The sequence below is a fragment of the Streptomyces sp. NRRL S-378 genome, assembly GCF_000720645.1.
Classification (GTDB): Bacteria; Actinomycetota; Actinomycetes; order Streptomycetales; family Streptomycetaceae; genus Streptomyces.
In genome coordinates this window covers 256,600-272,710 of sequence record NZ_JOBX01000011.1, presented here as the reverse complement: position 1 = coordinate 272,710, position 16,111 = coordinate 256,600, and the positions used below count along the sequence as shown (strand labels likewise).

The 16,111-nt window shown below is 70.4% G+C and carries 13 protein-coding genes and 2 pseudogenes; 12 read left to right on the top strand and 3 right to left on the bottom strand.

Annotated elements, in window-relative coordinates:
• Positions 1–613 (top strand): annotated as a pseudogene (locus tag IH80_RS0111335) (polyphosphate kinase 2); the annotation flags it as partial.
• Positions 614–1,178: 565 nt separating this feature from the next.
• On the opposite strand, the gene IH80_RS0111330 reads toward IH80_RS0111335, so the two are convergent.
• Positions 1,179–1,637, bottom strand: a complete 459-nt coding sequence (locus IH80_RS0111330) for an NUDIX hydrolase (RefSeq protein ID WP_030959731.1) — start codon at positions 1,635–1,637, stop codon at positions 1,179–1,181.
• A 641-nt stretch (positions 1,638–2,278) separates the two neighbouring features.
• Here IH80_RS0111330 and IH80_RS0111320 point away from each other — a divergent pair.
• Genes IH80_RS0111320 through IH80_RS0111305 form a run of 4 tightly spaced genes read left to right on the top strand, consistent with a single transcriptional unit; the run spans position 2,279 to position 6,073 of the window.
• Complete coding sequence (locus IH80_RS0111320; RefSeq protein WP_324609402.1) at positions 2,279–3,193, top strand: glycosyltransferase family 1 protein; 915 nt, start codon at positions 2,279–2,281, stop codon at positions 3,191–3,193.
• Complete coding sequence (locus IH80_RS0111315; RefSeq protein WP_030959729.1) at positions 3,190–4,257, top strand: glycosyltransferase; 1,068 nt, start codon at positions 3,190–3,192, stop codon at positions 4,255–4,257. The genes IH80_RS0111320 and IH80_RS0111315 overlap by 4 nt, the downstream gene beginning before the upstream one ends.
• The gene (locus IH80_RS0111310; protein WP_030959727.1) at positions 4,254–5,273 is read left to right on the top strand and encodes a glycosyltransferase; all 1,020 of its coding nucleotides are present in this window, start codon (positions 4,254–4,256) and stop codon (positions 5,271–5,273) included. Before IH80_RS0111315 ends, IH80_RS0111310 begins: the two co-directional genes overlap by 4 nt.
• Positions 5,258–6,073, top strand: a complete 816-nt coding sequence (locus IH80_RS0111305; protein WP_030959725.1) for a glycosyltransferase family 2 protein — start codon at positions 5,258–5,260, stop codon at positions 6,071–6,073. The genes IH80_RS0111310 and IH80_RS0111305 overlap by 16 nt, the downstream gene beginning before the upstream one ends.
• A 474-nt stretch (positions 6,074–6,547) precedes the next feature.
• On the opposite strand, the gene IH80_RS0111295 is transcribed toward IH80_RS0111305, so the two are convergent.
• Complete coding sequence (locus IH80_RS0111295; protein WP_063757275.1) at positions 6,548–9,172, bottom strand: AMP-binding protein; 2,625 nt, start codon at positions 9,170–9,172, stop codon at positions 6,548–6,550.
• A 212-nt stretch (positions 9,173–9,384) separates the two neighbouring features.
• Between IH80_RS0111295 and IH80_RS0111290 the strand changes: the two genes are divergently transcribed.
• From IH80_RS0111290 to IH80_RS39170, 7 genes and pseudogenes are all read left to right on the top strand, one after another.
• Positions 9,385–10,404, top strand: coding sequence for an iron ABC transporter substrate-binding protein (locus IH80_RS0111290; protein WP_030959722.1), 1,020 nt, complete (start codon positions 9,385–9,387; stop codon positions 10,402–10,404).
• Between the two features lie 5 nt (positions 10,405–10,409).
• Positions 10,410–11,999, top strand: a complete 1,590-nt coding sequence (locus IH80_RS0111285) for an ABC transporter permease (protein WP_030959721.1) — start codon at positions 10,410–10,412, stop codon at positions 11,997–11,999.
• Positions 11,996–13,030, top strand: a complete 1,035-nt coding sequence (locus IH80_RS0111280) for an ABC transporter ATP-binding protein (RefSeq protein WP_030959720.1) — start codon at positions 11,996–11,998, stop codon at positions 13,028–13,030. The genes IH80_RS0111285 and IH80_RS0111280 overlap by 4 nt, the downstream gene beginning before the upstream one ends.
• Positions 13,031–13,294: 264 nt before the next feature.
• Positions 13,295–13,531 carry a hypothetical protein gene (locus IH80_RS0111270; RefSeq protein ID WP_030959718.1) on the top strand — a complete coding sequence of 79 codons (237 nt, stop codon included), beginning with the start codon at positions 13,295–13,297 and terminating at the stop codon, positions 13,529–13,531.
• Between the two features lie 165 nt (positions 13,532–13,696).
• On the top strand, positions 13,697–14,254 hold the full coding sequence (locus IH80_RS0111265) for an RICIN domain-containing protein (protein WP_158943397.1): 558 nt from the start codon (positions 13,697–13,699) through the stop codon (positions 14,252–14,254).
• Positions 14,255–14,551: 297 nt separating this feature from the next.
• Positions 14,552–14,629 (top strand): annotated as a pseudogene (locus IH80_RS42155) (DUF664 domain-containing protein); the annotation flags it as partial.
• A gap of 86 nt (positions 14,630–14,715) precedes the next feature.
• A complete protein-coding gene (locus IH80_RS39170) occupies positions 14,716–15,051 on the top strand; it encodes a DUF1761 domain-containing protein (RefSeq protein WP_051809093.1) in 336 nt (111 codons plus the stop codon).
• Between the two features lie 19 nt (positions 15,052–15,070).
• On the opposite strand, the gene IH80_RS0111250 is transcribed toward IH80_RS39170, so the two are convergent.
• Positions 15,071–16,045 (bottom strand): SMP-30/gluconolactonase/LRE family protein, encoded by a 975-nt coding sequence (locus IH80_RS0111250; RefSeq protein WP_030959715.1) that lies wholly within the window; start codon positions 16,043–16,045, stop codon positions 15,071–15,073.
• Positions 16,046–16,111: the final 66 nt, after the last annotated feature.

The following is a 16,111-nucleotide window of genomic DNA, read 5'->3' as shown; positions in this document are numbered from 1 at the left end:
GCGGGAGGAGGGGCAGTGGTACTTCCAGCGGTACATACCCCACCTGCCCGCGGCCGGGGAGATCGTCTTCTTCGACCGGTCCTGGTACAACCGGGCCGGTGTGGAGAAGGTCATGGGATTCTGCACGCCGGAGCAGTGCGAGCTGTTCCTGCGGCAGTGCCCGGCGTTCGAGGCGATGCTGGTGGAGGACGGGATCCTGCTGGTGAAGTTCTGGTTCTCGGTTTCCCGCGCCGAGCAGCGCACCCGCTTTGCGATCCGCCAGGTCGATCCGGTGCGCCAGTGGAAGCTGTCGCCCACCGATCTGGCCTCTCTGGACCTGTGGGACGCGTACACCACGGCGAAGGTCGAGATGTTCCGTGCGACAGACACCGACCGTGCGCCATGGACGGTTGTCAAGAGCAACGACAAGCGGCGCGGCCGGCTGGAGGCCATGCGCAGCCTACTGTGGAGCATCGACTACGACCGCAAGGACGAGGACGTGGTGGGCCAGCCCGACCCCCTCATTGTCGGTGCCGCCGACACCCTCCTCGAACCCGGTGAAGAGGCATCCGACCTCTCACCCACTCCCCTGGCCGGAGTGGCCGACGGTCCCGGCCTGCACCCCGCCCCTTAGGGCGGGCCATAGGGAATCGCTGTAGGGCGGCTGGGCGGACCGCCGCCTGTGGAGCCGGGAGCCGCGGCCTGCCGGGCCGGCTCTGGGGCCACGACCGGCAGGCCCGGCAGGTGTGCCGCCTCGGGCCGTGGCAAGGAGCCAGCCGGGAGGGCCGCAGCCGATCCGGACTGGCCCGAGGAACCGGACCGGCTGGAGACGTTCACCGAACATCTGGAGAGCGGTCATGCCACTCCAGGGGCGCTGCAGGACCTCACGCCTGGGTCCGTTACGCCTCCCGCTGAGCCCTTACGGCGTTCCCCGCACTTCATGTGGCGGGCTGCGGCGGTCGGCCCGTTGCCCCGGGGGCGGCGGGACCGAGCAGTACGGCACGCTCCTGCGGGAGCCGGATTCGGCGATCCGCCGTCTGAATGCCCCCGCCGCCCCCGACCCGGCCCCGACCGCCAGATTCCTCGCGTGCGGCTCGGGGAGTCGTATGAACGGACCTGGGAACACGCAGAGGAGGCGGCCCGGTTCCATGAGGCGTCCCTCGAGGACGACTACCTCGCCCCAAGCACCTTTGCCGCTGTCACTGACTGTCGCCCGTCACGGTGGTCCAGCGCGGATCGATGTTGCCCAGCCATGCATCTTGATCGTCGGCCAGTGGTCGCTTCAGAGGAAGGGGGAGGAACCGGCAGGTGAAGGTGAGGCCAGCGTCGTCTCCGTCGCCGTTGACGTGGTGGTCCCACGCATCGGGGGTTTCTGCTGATGCCCGGAGGAAGAAGAAGGTGGTTCGTCGTGGCTGACCGCTGTCGGGACGGGGCTTGCTCTCCACGGCAATCTGTCGGACGACCGTGGCTGCCAACAGACCGGTTTCCTCGGCGACCTCTCGAAGGACCGCCTCTTCCAGCTCTTCGCCCGATTTGACTCCCCCCGCAGGGACTTGAGTGCCGGCCTCGGGCATACCCATGTGGTCGAAGACCAGAACTTCGGGGACGGCGCGGTTTCGGATGACGTACGCAGCGACACGGATTCTGGGTGGGGTCATCCCGGCATTGTCAGTCAGCACGACCATCCGCCTCCACACCGGACCGCAAGTACCGCAGGACGTCCTCCGCGCTGGGTCCTGCCCACAACGTCGCCCGGGCGCACCCGTACGGAGGCGCTGCTGACAGGCAGGTACGTCAGTTCCTGTCGCACCTGCCGCAGACGGACCGGGCGTGTCTGGTACTCATCCAGGGTTCCGTGGTGCTCGACGTGCTGCGCAGCACGGATGTCGAGGCCCACGGAGCACGGTGGGCCACGGCCCACTTCGTGGAGCGGTTCCTCACCCGTCTGGCCGACAGCTGACACGTGGGCCGTTTCGGTCCCGGGCCCTCCGGGAGGGCGGTCGGTCGCCCTTCGGCTTCGTGCCCCGGATGCGTACCCGGGCGGTCCTTCACAGACTGGTACCGGCCGGCACCGCCTGCCCTGGATTCGACGCCCCACCTACCGACGGAGCTCACTGTGACCGAACGGCAGCCCCTGGACGCCAGACCCGCCGCTCGCGCGATCAGGGTCGCCTCCGTACCCGCTGGCCACGTATACGTGCGGCATTGCTCCGCACCGGAGCCCGACGGCGTCAGCCGCCTGCCGGATCCCCGCCCGAACGGAGCCCCCAGTACGTCGCAGCGCTGGTGGCCGCCGGTCATGCTCGACCCGGACTGGGTCCAGGCCCACCACCAGGACTTCGACCTCTTCCACCTGCACTTTGGCTTCGACGCCCAGAGCCCTGCCCAGCTGTCCGCACTCGTGAACGCCCTGCGCCGGCACGGGAAGCCTCTCGTCTACACAGTGCACGACCTCCGTAATCCCCATCAGCCGGACCCGGCCAACCACGACGCCGCCCTCGATGTGATCATCCCCGCGGCCGACCACCTGATCACACTGACTCCCGGCGCGGCCCGGAGCATCCGCAGCCGCTGGAACCGGACGGCGACTGTGCTGCCCCACCCGCACGTGGTCGAACTGACACGCCTCACCCGCCCCAGGCCGGTCCGTGACCGCTTCCGGGTCGGCGTGCACGCCAAGAGCCTGCGTCCCAACATGTCCGTCCTTCCCGTGGTACGAGTCCTCGCGGACGCGGTGGCCGAACTCAGGGACGCCGAGCTCCAGGTCAACATCCACCGGGAGGTGGCCGACCCCACCTCGGCGGCACACGCACCCCGCCTCATCCAGGCACTGGAAGAACTTGCGGACCGAGGGCGCCTCACCCTCGCCGTCCATGACTACTACGACGACGAACAACTCTGGGACTACCTGGCGTCGCTGGACCTGTCGGTGCTGCCCTACCTCTTCGGCACACACTCCGGATGGTTGGAGGCGTGTCACGACCTGGGCACAGCCGTCGCGGCCCCGGACTGCGGTTTCTACGCCCAACAGCGCCCCTGTCTGACCTACGGACACACCCAGCGAGGAGGGCTCGACGAGGAATCCTTGCGCGCGGCGGTGCAGACGGCGTACGAGCAGCGGCCGGCGCCGCGGGCCACCGTGCAGCACCGGACACAGGAGCGGGACGCACTCGCCGCCGCCCATCGGTCTCTATACGCGAACACGCTGCCATGAGCAGCCTGCGCGTGGCCCTCATCGCATCCGCACGACATCCGATCAGTGAGCCGTTCGCCGGAGGGCTGGAAGCCCATACGTGGTGGCTCGCACGTGCCCTCAACCGGCGCGGTCACCACGTGGAACTGTTTGCCGCACCCGGCTCCGACCCGACGCTGGGAGCACGCGAACTGCCCGTGCGGCGCTCCACGTTCAGCGCTGCCGCGCGATCCGATGTGAGCATGCCCAGTGCCATGTGGATGGAAGAGCACCACGCCTACCTGGGGTTGATGCTGGACCTGGCCCGGGACGGCGAGCACCGTTTCGACGTGGTGCACAACAACAGCCTGCACTACCTCCCCGTCGCGATGGCGACGGCACTGCGCATTCCCGTGGTGACCACGCTCCACACGCCGCCCACCCCGTGGCTGGAGTCCGCCATCAATGCCCAAGACCTCTGCCCCGTGACCTTCACCGCCGTCAGCCGGTTCACTGCCGAGGCCTGGCAGGAGACCGTGCCCTGCGCCCGCGTCGTGCGCAACGGCATCGACATGGACTTCTGGAGGCCGGGGCCGGGGGGCGGAGGCCTCGTCTGGTCCGGCCGACTGGTTCCCGAGAAGGCGCCCCACTTGGCAATCGAGGCCGCTCGCGCGGCAGGCATGGCGCTGCAGATCGCGGGGCCGATCTCGGACCGAGCGTACTTCGAGGACCGGATCGAGCCCCTACTGGAAGAGGACGTGCGGTACGTCGGCCACCTGGAGGGCCGTGAGCTCGCCGAGCTGCTGGGTTCCGCGAGCGCCGCTCTGGTCACGCCCAGCTGGGACGAGCCGTACGGGCTGGTGGTCGCCGAGGCGCTGGCCTGCGGAACACCGGTGTGCGGCTTCGACCGGGGAGCCCTGTCGGAGATCCTCACACCGGACTGCGGCCTCCTGGCCCCGCCGGGTGACGTGGAGGCCTTGGCAGAACTCATCCCGCGCGCCATGAAGCTCGATCGCCGTGACGCCCGCCATCGGGCGGAGCAGTTCTGCTCCCTCGACCGCACCACCGACGCCTACACCGACCTGTACGAGGAGGTGGCGCGGTGATCGGCTACTACGTTCACCACCACGGCCGCGGACACCTGCACCGAGCCCAGTGCATCGCCGCTCACGTGCAGGGCCCGGTGACCATCCTGACTTCCCTGCCCAAGCCGCAGGCGTGGACGAGTGGCTGGGTGTCGTTGCCCCCGGACCGCGACGACGCCCCTGCGGACCCCACGGCGCGCGGGCGCCTGCACTGGGCGCCGGTCGATCATCCGGGTCACCAGGAGCGGATGGGGACGATCGCCGAGTGGATCACACGGGAGCGTCCCGCGCTGTTCGTCAGCGACGTATCGGTGGAGGCCGCCGTACTTGCCCGCCTCATGGGCACCCCGGTCGCGATCGCCGCCATGCGCGGCGACCGCGGTGACGAAGCCCACCGCCTCGCCTACGACCTCGCGGAGGCCCTCATCGCTCCCTGGCCACAGTCCCTCCCCGAACCGGACTGGCCTGCGCACTGGCATGCCAAGACGCTGCACACCGGCAGCATCTCCCGCTTCGACGGCCGCCCCCGCCCCGCCCCCGGCAGTGGCGCCCCGCCCTCCCGGAAGGGGGTGGTGGCGATGCTGGGGGCCGGAGGCACTGACGTCACCGATCGCCAACTCAGAGAGGCGGTACGAGCCACTCCCGACTGGTCGTGGACCTTCCTCGGCGGCCCCTGGGCCGACTGGACCGACGATCCGTGGCCGCTGCTGTGCCGCGCGGACGTGGTCGTCACCCACGCGGGACAGAACGCCGTCGCTGAGTGCGCCGCAGCCCGCGTCCCTACCATCGTCATCCCCCAGGACCGGCCCCACGGGGAACAGCACGCCACAGCTCGGGCCCTGCACGCAGCAGGCCTGGCGACCGTACGGGACGGCTGGCCGGCCGCACATGACTGGCCTGACCTGCTGGCTGAAGCCAGCCTCCGCGACGACCGCTGGGCTCTCTGGTCGCCCGGCGACGGAGCCCAGAGGGCGGGGCGCCTGCTCACCGAGCTGGCCCGGCGCACACCGCGGCAGCCCGCATGCGCACCGCGGTGATCACGATCGCGGCGGGTCGACATCCTCACCTGCTCGTCCAGCAGGACGGCCTCGCACGCAGTTCACGCGCCCCGGACCACTACGTCGTCGTCTCCATGGCGGATCCCGCAATCCAGGACGTCGTAGCAGACAGGAACCCGGCCGCGGACGTCATCTCCCTCCCCCTGGAGGGCGGGCGCCTGCCATTGGCCGCCGCCCGCAACGCCGGGGCCGCACGCGCCCTCGCGGCCGGCGCGGACCTCTTGGTCTTCCTCGACGTGGACTGCGTCCCCGGCCCCTCCCTCCTCGACGGTTACGCCCGTGCCGCCCAGGACGGCGCCCTGCTCTGCGGCACCGTCGCCTATCTGCCGCCCCCACCCGCCCACGGCTACCCGCTCGACGACCTCGCCGGCATGGCCCCGCCGCACCCCGCACGTCCCGCGCCCGCGACCGGACACGTCGTCCGCGGGGGAGACCCCCGGCTGTTCTGGTCGCTGTCATTCGCCCTCACCGCGAGCACCTGGAACCGCATCGGCGGGTTCTGTGAGGACTACACCGGATACGGCGCTGAGGACACCGACTACGCCTCCTGCGCAGCCCGGCTGGGCGTGGACCTGTGGTGGGTCGGTGGAGCGCCCGCCTATCACCAGCACCACCCGACCCAGCATCCTCCCGTTCAGCACGTCGACGACATCATCCGCAACGGCGCCCTCTACAGGGCACGTTGGGGGACATGGCCCATGGAGGGGTGGCTGCACGATTTCGAAGAGCGGGGACTGGTGCGGTACGTCCCCGCCACCGATACGTGGTGCAGAAGGTGAAACCGCTCCAGGGCAGTCCATGAAACAAGCGTCCGACGTGCAAAGCCGGGGCACCCGTTTCCACGCCACGGCAAGGGCACGCGCGCCGTGAAAGACACGACATAGGGGGCTGCAGTGACCACACCGACCCAAACGAAAACAGCACCTCCTGCAACGAAGCCCCCTGAGGGTGGTCAGCGTCGATCCGTGTACGCGCCTGGGAGCCGGCACAGGAGGACGGTAGACACCGGGTTCCACGCGCCCGGGCCCCGGGCGGGTGCGCCGAGAGGCCGAGGGCGACCTCCGCGGCGCTGGGCGCTGGGCGCTGGGCTTCGGGTTCGGGTTCGGGTTCGGGGATCATCGGGGTAACCGTCGGCGACCCCCTCGCGGTGGCGTCCGACTACAGGTCAGTGACGTCCACCGTGACCCCGGCTATCTGGAGCCCGGAGAGGTAGCCGAAGGCTTCGCCCTCGCCTGCCGCACCCGCCCCGCCGGTCACGGCGTCACGTTGGACTTCGACCACGGCTGACCGCTGACCACCTGGAGACTCCGACGGGCGCGCCTGCGCAGTGTCCTCGGCGAGAGCAGCGAGGGCAGAGCACGCATCACGCGGGTCGCTGCGATGCCGTAGGCGATCCCGAAGATCAGTGAGGCGAGGAAGGCCGAGTGCCTCGAGAAGCCGTCGATCAGCGGGAAGATCTGCCAGTGGGTCAGGTAGATGTACAGCGAGCTGGTGGCCAGGAGGCCGGCGACCTGGTTGACGCGCTCGCGGCTGGGGAGGGACGGCACCCATACCAGCAGGGCGAACGTGGCGATGATGATCGCTTCTCGGCCGGGGTCGCCGGGGAAGAATCCGGGCACCGTGGCCAGGGCGGCGGCCGTGACCACGATCCGCTGGGTCCTGGTGCTGGCCTTCTCCGCCGCCCAGCCGAGCGCGAACAGCCAGAAGACGGTGACCGCGTCGGGTATCCGTGTGCGGTCGGGGAGGCCGAGCAGGTCGTAGCGGGTGAGCAGGCCGATGGCGGCGAGCGTCAGGGGCAGACCGTAGGGGAACCGGCGCTCGGCCCGGTCGGCGAGGGGGAGCGCGAGGAGGGCTGCGGCGACGACGAGGATGTAGACCAGTGCCTCGATGAACCAGAAGTGCATGCCCGTTTTGCTGTCCTCGGGTCCCAGCACGCTGTCGAGGAGGGCGAGGTTGGCCAGGGTGTAGTCGTCGTTGAGGAGAAGTACGAAGCCGATCCAGATCATGGACGGCACCGCGACCCGCGCGATGCTGAGGCAGGCGCGCCGGATGCGTTCGCCGCGTTCGGCGGTGGTGAGGTGGAAGCGGGCAAAGTTGTAGCCCGCGATGGCGAGGAGCAGGTGTGCTCCGCCCTTGATGCCGAAGACGTGGATGTGCGAGCCGACGATGCAGAAGATCGCCACGGCACGCAGGGCGACGCTGGTCTCCAGTGTCCGCCTGTGCGCGGGGACATCGCCCTCCGGTGGCCTGAGCTCCCGGATCGGTGTGATGTGCCAGTCGGTCGGCAGGCGGCCGAGCCGCTCTTCGAGGTGGAGGGACATCTCGACGTATGAGAGGGAGTCGCCGCCCAGGCTGACGAAGGTGCTGTCCCGCGTCACATCGGTCCGGTCGAGGATTCGCGCGTAGAGCAGGCACAGGTCTTCCGGGCCTCCGCCGGGGCCGGGTGGCGACGAGTCGGTGTCGGCCGGGCGGGCCGCGAGTTCGCGTACCGCCCGGTAGTCGGGCTTGCCCGTCGGCAGGCGGGGAAGGTCCGCCAGGACGTGGACCCGGACCGCCCGGGCCGGCAGACCGCACTCGCTCGTCACCAGGTTTCGTATCCGCCGAGCGTCGGCGGCGTGTGCACCGGCGGCGACGGCAGCCACGGACAGCGCGGTGTCATCGCCGGCGCACAGCGCGCTGACCCCGTGCCGTGCGAGCATCGCCTCGACCTGGACGGGGTCGATGCGCAGGCCGAGGATCTTCACGAAGCGGCTGCGTCGGCCGACGATCTCGTACATGCCCTCGGCGGTGCGCCGTGCGATGTCGCCGGTATGCAGCTCGTCCACGGTCCGGCCCAGGGCGAGGTCTTCGGGGGTGTGGGCGTAGCCGAGCATGACGTTCGGCCCCGCGTAGACGAGCTCCCCGGTGCCCTCCTCGGGCCAGTCGGGCAGCGGCTCGAGGCGGAAGGAGCCCCCGGGGATCGGAACTCCGGCCGCCTCGGGGTGGGTTTCCGCGAGGCGGGGCGGCAGGTAGGCCATGCGGGCCGTCGCCTCGGTCTGCCCGTACATCGCGAACAGCTCCCAGCCGGCGGCGCGGCCCAGAGCCGCGTAGTGCCGGACCCGGTCGGGCGCGAGCCGACCGCCTGCCTGGGTGACGTAGCGCAGGTGGGGCAGGTCCATCGCGGCGAAGCCGACTCGGTCGAGCAGGTCGAAGGTGTAGGGAACACCTGCGAAGGTCGTCCCGCGGGCGGTCCGGAAGAGATCCCAAAAGCAACTGTCGGCGACGGAGAGGTCGGTGAGGATCAGTGCGGCGCCGCGCAGCAAATGGCTGTGGATGACGGAGAGGCCGTAACAGTAGTGCATCGGCAGCGTCGTGGCCGCGCGGTCGGTGTCTTGGATTTCCAGGTATTCGGCGATGGATTCCGCGTTGGCCTGGAGGTTTTCATGCGAGAGCCGGACGAGTTTCGGCGACCCTGTCGAGCCGGATGTGCTCAGGAGGAGGGCGAGGTCTGGGTGCAGGTCGTGCACGGAGACGGTGCGCCGCTCGTCGAGCTGCCACTTCCCGCTGTCATCGGGGCGTGCCACCACGTCCGGGTCGTACGCCTCCACGAGTGACTGCACGGCTTCCGGGTGGCCGCCCGGTACCAGCAGGACCGGGTGCCCCGCCGAGAGGGCCGCGAGGTGGACTACGAGCGCATCGACGGTGTTGGCGCCGATCACCAGGACCAGACGGCGCGTGCGCCCCAGACGCTTGGCTGTGGCTTCCACCCGGTCGGCGAGCTCACGGTAGGTCACCGGGCCGTCGACGGTGATGACCGCGGTGCGGCCGCCGTGCTCTGCGAGGGCGCCGGCGAACGGAACGGACTTGGTACCCGGGAGTAGGGCGGAATGGGCTATCACGAGCGCATCTTAGGAAAGGCTTACCTCATGGGATAGTCACAGGAAAGTCACAGCCGGGACGTTGAAGATCCATTGCGAATTCGCGTGTAGGGTCGGCTGCGCCGAATCCCCGGTGAGGCCGAAACGTTGCGTGCGTCACTCTTGCCTTTAGGTTAGCTTTACCTTAGTTATTGGGCGTTCAGGTTCTCGCTGCACGTGCAGGAAGGCTTCCCATGCGACGCCCCTTGGTCCGACGCTTGACCGCGCTCTTCGCGGCAGCGCTTCTCCTCCCCGCTGTTGCCGGCTGCGGTGTCGACGAGGACGACGCCGGGCTCGTGATCTACTCCGGCCGCAACGAGAAGCTGGTCAAGCCACTCCTGGACGAGCTGGAGAAGGCCGTCGGCACCACGGTCGCCGTCCGCTACGGCGAGAGCGCCGAACTCGCGGCCCAGATCCAGGAAGAGGGCGACAAGACCAAGGCGGGCCTGTTCTTCTCCCAGGACGCGGGAGCCCTCGGCGCCCTCTCCACCAAGGGGCTGCTGGACAAGCTGCCCCAGGAGGCGCTCGACAAGGTCGACCCCGCCTTCCGCGGCGCCGCCGGCGACTGGGTCGGCACCTCCGGCCGCGTCCGCGTCCTCGCCTACAACCCCGGCCAGGTCTCCAAGGTTCCCGACACCGTGCACGACCTGGTCAAGCCGGAGTGGAAGGGCAAGATCGGCTATGTCCCGACCAACGCCTCCTTCCAGGCCTTCGTCACCGGCATGCGCGTCCTCGAGGGCGACGATGCCACCCGCACCTGGCTCAAGGGCCTGAAGGCCAACGAGCCCAAGGTCTACGAGAACAACCTCAAGGTCCTCGACGGTGTGGGCAAGGGCGAGGTCTCGCTCGGCCTGGTCAACCACTACTACTGGTACGAGCAGGTCGCCGAGAAGGGCGAGAGCAAGGTCAAGGCGAAGATCCACTTCCTGCCGGGCGGTGACCCGGGCGCTCTCGTCAACGCGGCCGGAGTCGGCATCCTCAAGGGCAGCGACCAGGCGCCGGCGGCGCAGAAGGCCGTCGACTTCCTGCTCTCGCAGAAGGCGCAGAAGTACTTCGCCGAGGACACCAAGGAGTACCCGCTGGCCGCCGGCGTGACCAGCACCGTCAAGGACCTGCCGCCGCTGGCCTCCCTCGACGCCCCCAAGATCGACCTCGGCAAACTGGAATCGCTTCAGGAGACCCTGAAGATGCTCCAGGAAGCCGGGATGGTCTGACCCCCATGCACTCCACGGATCCCGTCGCTCCGGCGGATCCCGCAGTCCGCCCGGCAGGCGCCACCGCGTCGGCCGGGCGGCTGCGCGCCGGGCGCCGCCCGCCCGCCGTCCTGCTCGTTCCCGCCGCCCTCGCCGCGCTGTTCGCGCTGCTGCCGCTCGGCTACCTCGCCGTCCGCTCCCTGGAACGCGGTCCCGCGTTCGCCTGGGACGTCATCGCCAACGACCGCACCGCCCAACTGCTCGGCCGCAGCCTCCAACTGGCCGCCGTCGTCGTATCGGCCTGCCTGCTGCTCGGCGTGTCCCTGGCCTGGCTCACCGTACGGACCGCACTGCCCGGCGCCCGGGCCTGGTCGGTTCTGGTGACCCTGCCCCTGGCCGTGCCGAGCTACGTCGCGGCTTTCACCTGGCTGTCCGCGTTCCCGGAGACGGCCGGCTTCACGGGCGCCGCACTCGCGCTGACCCTGGTGAGCTTCCCGTACGTGTACCTGCCCGTCGCGGCGGCGCTGCGCGGCACCGATCCGGCGCAGGAGGAGGTCTCGCGCTCGCTCGGCCACGGCCCGCTGAAGACCTTCCTGCGCGTCACGCTGCCGCAGGTGCGCCCCGCCGCGGCCGGGGGAGCCGTACTGGTCGCGCTGTACGTGTTCTCCGACTTCGGCGCCGTCTCCCTGATGCGGTACGACACCTTCACCCGCGGCATCTACACCTCCTACCGGGCCAGCTTCGACCGCACCCCGGCCGCCGCCCTCAGCGTCGTCCTGGTGGTGCTGACGGTACTGCTCGTGGCCGCCGAAGCCCGTACCCGTGGCCGCGCGGGCCACGCCAGGACCGGGACCGGCACGGCACGCCCCGCCGTCCCCGCACCGCTCGGCCGGTGGCGGATACCAGCCCTGTCCTGGTGCACGCTGGTCGCAGTCGTCGCCGTCCTCATGCCGCTGGCCACCCTCGGGTACTGGCTCGCCGTGGGCAACTCCGCGACCTGGGATCCTGTTGTGCTCCTGGAAACCGCCGGCACCACCCTCGGCGTCGCCGCCGCGGGAGCCGCGCTCACCACCCTCCTCGCGCTGCCCGTCGGGGTGATCGCCGCCCGCCACCGGGGCCGGATCGCACACCTGCTGGAACAGTCCGCCTACGCCGGACACGCACTGCCCGGTATCACCGTGGCGCTGTCCCTGGTCTTCTTCGCGGTGCGCTACGCCGAACCGCTCTACCAGGAACTCCCGCTGCTGATCTGCGCGTACGCCGTGCTCTTCCTGCCCGTCGCGGTGGCCGGCACCCGCGCCGCCGTCCTCCAGTCCCCGCCGGTACTGGAGGATGTCGCCCGCTCGCTGGGCCGCAGCCCCATGCGCGTACTGCGCGAGGTCACCGTGCCGCTCGCGGCCCCCGGGGTCGCCGCCGGAGCCGCGCTGACCTTCGTCGTGTGCATGAAGGAACTCCCCGCGACCCTCCTGCTGCGTCCCACCGGCATGGACACCCTGGCCACCCGGCTCTGGACCGAGACCGGCACCGGATCCTTCGCCGCCGCCGCGCCCTACGCCGCCGCGCTGATCCTGCTGGCGGCCATCCCCTCCTACCTCCTCGGGCGGCACCGCACATGACCGACGTACAGATCACCGGACTGTCGAAGTCCTACGGCCCGGACGCCACCGTCCTGCGCGGACTCGACCTCACCGTCCCCGCCGGCACCCTGGCCGCCCTCCTCGGCCCCTCCGGCTGCGGCAAGACCACCCTGCTCCGCATCATCGCCGGCTTCCTGCGCGCCGACGCGGGCACCGTCACCGTCGGCGGACGCACCCTGGCCGGCCCTGGAGTGCACCTTCCCCCGGAGCGCCGCCGCATCGGCATCGTCCCCCAGGAAGGCGCACTGTTCCCGCACTTGAGCGTCGCCCACAACGTCGCCTTCGGGCTGACCAGCCACGACCGCGCCGAACGCCGGAGCCGCACGGAGCAGATGCTCGAACTCGTCGGCCTCGGCGGCTACGGCAACCGGATGCCGCACGAGCTGTCCGGCGGCCAGCAGCAGCGCATCGCCCTGGCCCGCGCCTTGGCACCGGAACCCGCCCTGGTCCTGCTGGACGAACCGTTCAACGCCCTCGACAGCGCCCTGCGCACAGGTGTCCGGGCAGACGTCCGAGCCGCCCTGCGCGCCACCGGAGCCACCGCCCTGCTCGTCACCCACGACCAGCAGGAAGCCCTCTCCACGGCCGACCTCGTCGCCGTCGTACGGGACGGCCGCGTGGCTCAGTGCGACACGCCGCAAGAGATCTACCGTCGCCCCGCCGACACCTGGGTGGCGCGCTTCGTCGGCGACGCCGTACTCATCCCCGGCACCGCCGACCACGGCACCGCAAAGACCGCGCTCGGCCGCCTTCCCCTCGCAGCGCCCCCGGCAGGCCCACGCCAGGGCACGGTCCTGTTGCGGCCCGAGCAACTCCAGCTCACCGAAACCGCGCCGGCCGCCCAGGGCACCGTGACCGATGTGACCTTCTACGGCCACGACGCCATGGTCACCGTCTCCGTCGACGGTCTGGAGAACCCCGTCGGGATCCGGGTCGCCGGGCCCGTCGCCGTACGCCCGGGTCAGCGCACCGGCATCCTCGTCAAGGGCGAGGCAACACTGCATCCGTAAACTGCAGGCTGCCTCCTTGGAAGCCGCCTTGTCGCTGTCGACTTCTTCGCGGTCGGGGCCGCGGTGCTGCTGGTCTTCTCCGCCGTCGCCTTCATGCCCGTGGTTGGCAGCCAGGTGGCGTCCGAGGCCGACGCTGTCGCGCGCCCGCGGGGCCGGCTCTCCACTCACCCGTTCGGGTGAGTTTGGCGGGCGCCCTGTATGAGGCGGGCGCAGTCTGTCGGCGCCGGCATCCGGCGGCGGCAGCCCGCAGGCGAAGGAGGCGTCATGGCCGACAAGGCAGACGAGAGCTCACGCGAGAGCGACGAGGACCGGTACGCGTACGACTACACCACGAGCATCATCGCCGGAACGGAGGACTACTCCCTCTTCGGCGAGCACGTCTTCGAAGACTGGTACGACGCCGACGGCAACCCCTGCACCACGCGGAAATACAGGTTCGGCCCGAACGGCACCCCCGTCCCCCTCGACCCGAAGGAGCCCCCGCCCGTTCACCGGCCCTAGCTCCCGGACGTGATGGCGCTGCTGAAGGCCTACCGGATCGGCACGCTACTTGTCACCGGCAAGGGGATCCGCAGAGCAGCTGTCACCGGACACCACGGAAGGCACCGGAGGACACCTTCACCGAGCCGGTCGAGCACCAGGACGCATCCGCTGTACTCCCGAAGGATGACGCAGAGCCGTTCCGACCCGGTGGCGCACGTCGGCAGGGAAGGGATTTGCCTGGCCCAGAAGATCAGCGGCGACCCGCGCGGGCGCCGCACGTCAGAAGTGGAGTCGGCCATGGCACCCGTGCCGAACGGCACCTACACGATCACCCGCCCTCCCGAGCAGCTGCTCACGATGCTGGAAGGGGCATCGGAACCCAAGACCCCCGTTGTCCTGCTGCCTCCCACCGGCAACCCCGGCGAGCAGGAATGGCAGCTGGAGAAACTCGGCAACGGCAACTACACGATCCGCAATCTCCGCAGCGAGACCTATGTCTCCTACGACGGCGACCCGGAGATGAACAAGCCGGTCGTCGGATACCCCGAGCCGCGTGAGTGGTCGCTCTATCAGAGCGATCAGCCGCACACCTTCCACGTGGTCGTCCCCGGAGGTCCCGTCGACGGCGAGGAGCTGGCCCTGGACCTCAGCCTGCTGCGGATCTTCCCGCCCCGTATCGCCCTGAGGCCACTCGACGTCAGCAACCGACACCAGGCGTGGACCTTCCAGTTCATGGAGTAGAGACGTGGACCGGGTGCCCGGGTCGGCAGCCGACCCGGGCACCGCCCCGAAATCCCGGCCCCGCCCCACACCAGCCGCTTGCCGGATGACAACAAGCCCGCTTCTGTGTCCACTGTCGTGCTTCGGCTCAGCCTGCTGCGGGTCGGCGCGACCGCCCGGCTTGTTCTCAGAAGGAGACGTCGATGTACCTGGGCGTAGGCGTAGGCGAGGGTGTGTGTCTGGTCGACGTCCGCCTCGTAGAGCGGCTGGTCGCCGGTGAGGGTGGCCCGGTCGAGTGGGTACTCGGCCGCGCCCCGCCTCATCGCCGAGACCGCCCAGCACGCCGGCCGCGCGGACATCCTGCGGGAGGCGCTCGACGGGCAGAAGTCGAGCTGACCTGCGGACGCCGCCGGATCGGACCGCCGTCCCGATCCGGCACTGGGCGGTGTGAACCGGACCGGCGTCCTGGCCGCCTTCATCGCTTGGTCCTGCTGGGAGGGGTGTGGTTCGCGTTCCTGTCCAGCAAGCCCTACCACATCTCGCTGGGGCGGGATCCGTCGGCAAAGCCGGTGGCCTCCCCCCTGTTCTTCGCGGGCCCGCCGCTGACCTCGCTGGTGATCACTCTCACCAGCGCCTTCCTGATGGCGGTGCTGAAGATCGACTCAGGGGCGGACGCCCTGGTATTCGGCCTGGCCGTCGGCGTCGGGTACTTGGTGGCGAACACGGTCACCATCGCCATCAACCCCAACTTCCCCCGCCCCCATCCCACTACGCGCTCGTCTCGGGCGGCTACAACCTCGTCGGAAGCGCGCTCGTGAGCACGGTCCTGCTGGTGATCTAGTCGTTGAGGTGGGCCAGGAGGAGGTTGGGGTCCTCCGCCGTGACGTACGCGGCGCTCAGGACGTAGGCGGTGTCGCCGTGCAGGGCGATGGAGGTGGGGTTCTGCAGGCCGTCGGCAGCGGTCAGGACGGTGGAGTGGGTGCCGTCGGGCTGGACGAGGGCGACCTCGCCGGGGCCGTTGAGGGCGGCCAGGAGCTGGTCGCCGTGGCCGGTGAAGGCGAAGTCGTCGATCCCGGCCAGGCCGGTGGCCCGGGTCTGGACCGGGCCGGCGCGGCCGTCGCGCAGGACGGGTATGCGCAGGACGGTGCCCCGGTCGAGGTTGGTGACCCACAGCGCCCCGCCCCGGATCTTCAGCCCGTTGGCGCCGAGGAATCCGGTGGAGGACAGTTCGGGGGCGGTGGACCAGGTACGGGGGGAGCCTCCGGTGATGGGCACGCTCGAGATGGTGCCGAGGACGGAGTCGGTGATGTACAGGGTCCGGCCGCGCGGGTCCAGGGCCAGGCCGTTGGGCAGGCCGGCCGCGGGAAGCGCGGCAATGCGCTGCGGGGCGCCGCCGGGGCGCAGGCGCCACAGGCCGGTCAGGTCGGCGGTGCCGGTGGCGTACAGGAAGTACAGGGTGCCGTCGTGTGCGCGGACGATGCCGGTGGTCAGTGCGAAGCCCAGGACCGGGGTGTGGATGCCGCCGTCGGCGGGTGCCGGCAGGGTGGCCAGGATCCGGGTGGATCCCCCCGGCGTGATGCGGGCGATCTGGCGGGCGGCGGCGAAGGTGACGTACGCGCTGCCGCCGGGAGCCAGGGCGATGTTCTCGGGCGTCTGGTGCCGGGTCAGGTCGAAGTGCGCGGCGAAGCGGGCGCAGCTCAGTGGGGCGGAGGCAGCGGACGCGGCGCCGGGGGTGGCCGCGACGACCGCTGCCGCGGTCAGTACGGCGGCTGCCGCGGCGGTCTTGGACAACGTGAACGTGTGCTTGAACATGGTTCCTTCACTGTTTTCGGGCATGCGGCAGCGGTACGCCGATGCGGGGGTTGCGGGCTGGGGGCT

Coding starts and splice junctions, on each gene's coding strand:
- IH80_RS0111330 (WP_030959731.1), bottom strand. CDS start 1,637: ATGACCCCACCCAGAATCCGTGTCGCTGCGTACGTCATCCGAAACCGC.
- IH80_RS0111320 (WP_324609402.1), top strand. CDS start 2,279: ATGCTCGACCCGGACTGGGTCCAGGCCCACCACCAGGACTTCGACCTC.
- IH80_RS0111315 (WP_030959729.1), top strand. CDS start 3,190: ATGAGCAGCCTGCGCGTGGCCCTCATCGCATCCGCACGACATCCGATC.
- IH80_RS0111305 (WP_030959725.1), top strand. CDS start 5,258: ATGCGCACCGCGGTGATCACGATCGCGGCGGGTCGACATCCTCACCTG.
- IH80_RS0111290 (WP_030959722.1), top strand. CDS start 9,385: ATGCGACGCCCCTTGGTCCGACGCTTGACCGCGCTCTTCGCGGCAGCG.
- IH80_RS0111285 (WP_030959721.1), top strand. CDS start 10,410: ATGCACTCCACGGATCCCGTCGCTCCGGCGGATCCCGCAGTCCGCCCG.
- IH80_RS0111280 (WP_030959720.1), top strand. CDS start 11,996: ATGACCGACGTACAGATCACCGGACTGTCGAAGTCCTACGGCCCGGAC.
- IH80_RS0111270 (WP_030959718.1), top strand. CDS start 13,295: ATGGCCGACAAGGCAGACGAGAGCTCACGCGAGAGCGACGAGGACCGG.
- IH80_RS0111265 (WP_158943397.1), top strand. CDS start 13,697: ATGACGCAGAGCCGTTCCGACCCGGTGGCGCACGTCGGCAGGGAAGGG.
- IH80_RS0111250 (WP_030959715.1), bottom strand. CDS start 16,045: ATGTTCAAGCACACGTTCACGTTGTCCAAGACCGCCGCGGCAGCCGCC.